Origin of the sequence: Roseicyclus sp. (assembly GCF_052168335.1) — a bacterium.
Taxonomy (GTDB): domain Bacteria; phylum Pseudomonadota; class Alphaproteobacteria; order Rhodobacterales; family Rhodobacteraceae; genus Roseibacterium.
In genome coordinates this window covers 1-1,327 of the sequence record NZ_JBQLZP010000042.1, presented here as the reverse complement: position 1 = coordinate 1,327, position 1,327 = coordinate 1, and the positions used below count along the sequence as shown (strand labels likewise).

1 protein-coding gene is annotated in these 1,327 nt (G+C 73.1%); it reads right to left on the bottom strand.

Annotated elements, in window-relative coordinates:
- On the bottom strand, positions 1 to 948 hold a 948-nt coding region (locus ACTS11_RS01540), incomplete at its 3' end, for a chloride channel protein (protein ID WP_442638595.1).
- Positions 949 to 1,327: the final 379 nt, after the last annotated feature.

Here is a 1,327-nt window from a genome sequence, read left to right as displayed (position 1 = left end):
GCCGACGCCGATGATGTGCGGGAAGAAGATCGCGATCCCCCCGAGCAGCAGCCCCGCCCCGGCCGGACGCAGCCAGCGCGGAATGCCGGTCAGCCGCTGCACGAGCGTCCCCATGTCGTCCGCCCAGAAGGTCGCCCGCATGAAGGCCACCGCGATCAGCCCCGAGACGAGGCCGAGTATCAGGAAGGCGGGCAGTTCCACGTAGAATTGCAGCGTGCCGCCCTCGAGCAGGCTGAACTCGGTCACGTCGCCGAACTCGAGCCGGTTGATGACCGTCCCCGCCGCCGAGGCGATGACGATGGGCGCGAAGGCGTGGACCGCGAAGTGCCGCAGCACGACCTCGAGCGCGAAGAGCGCGCCCGCGATGGGCGCGTTGAAGCTCGCCGAGACGGCCGCCGCCACTGCGCAGCCGAGGAGGTCGCGCCCGGTGATCCCGTCGGCGCGGATCCACTTCGACACCCGCGTCGAGATCACGGCGGCGAGGTGCACGACCGGCCCCTCCCGCCCCGAGGAGCCGCCCGATCCCAGCGTGATCATCGAGGCGAGCGCCGAGGCGATGCCCTCGCGCTCCTCCACCCGTCCGTTGTTGAGCGCGGCCCCCTCGATCACGTCCGCGACCGAGCGCACCCGCCCGTCCGGCGTGAAGCGGTGCAGGATCAGCCCGACCGCGAGGCCACCGCAGACCGGGATCAGGAGGATCACGTACCAGGGCAGCCCCTCGGCGAAACTGTGGAGTAGCCGCACGTCCTCGACGCCGTAGAGCGCGTGCTGGAGCGCGTTGATTCCCTTGCGGAAGAACAGCGCCGCGAAGCCCGCGGCGATCCCGATCAGCAGCGCGATGAACCAGAAGGTGACCTGGCTCGGCCCCTTCTCGCGCAGCACCCGCCAGCCGCCCGCGCAGGCCGTGACGACCTCGTCGACCTGTCTCCAGAAGAGGCCTCGCCGCATCCCGGCCACGTGTCGCTGCCTTCCCTCCCGGCGTGCGCCGCCCGTCGCGGCCGGCCTCCCCCCGGGGCCGGCGCAGTGCGTCCCGCCTAGTCCACCGACCCCGGACTGGCAAGCCCTCCGCGCCGATAAGGCGCAGCCCGACAGGGGCCGTGTCCCGTCCGATCCCGCTGCCGCGGCCCCCGCCTTGGCCCCCGCCGGAGCCTACGCCGTGGCCCCCCGCCGCAGAGAACTGCCGGAGCCTACGCCACAGCCCCCGTCGCAGACCACTGCCGGAGTTCCACGCCGCAGCCCTTAGGCGGAGCCGCCCGACGCGCACCCCCCGGGACGGAGCCCACGGCGGAGACATCGCCACACCCGCACGCACGCCTGCACGCCCGCA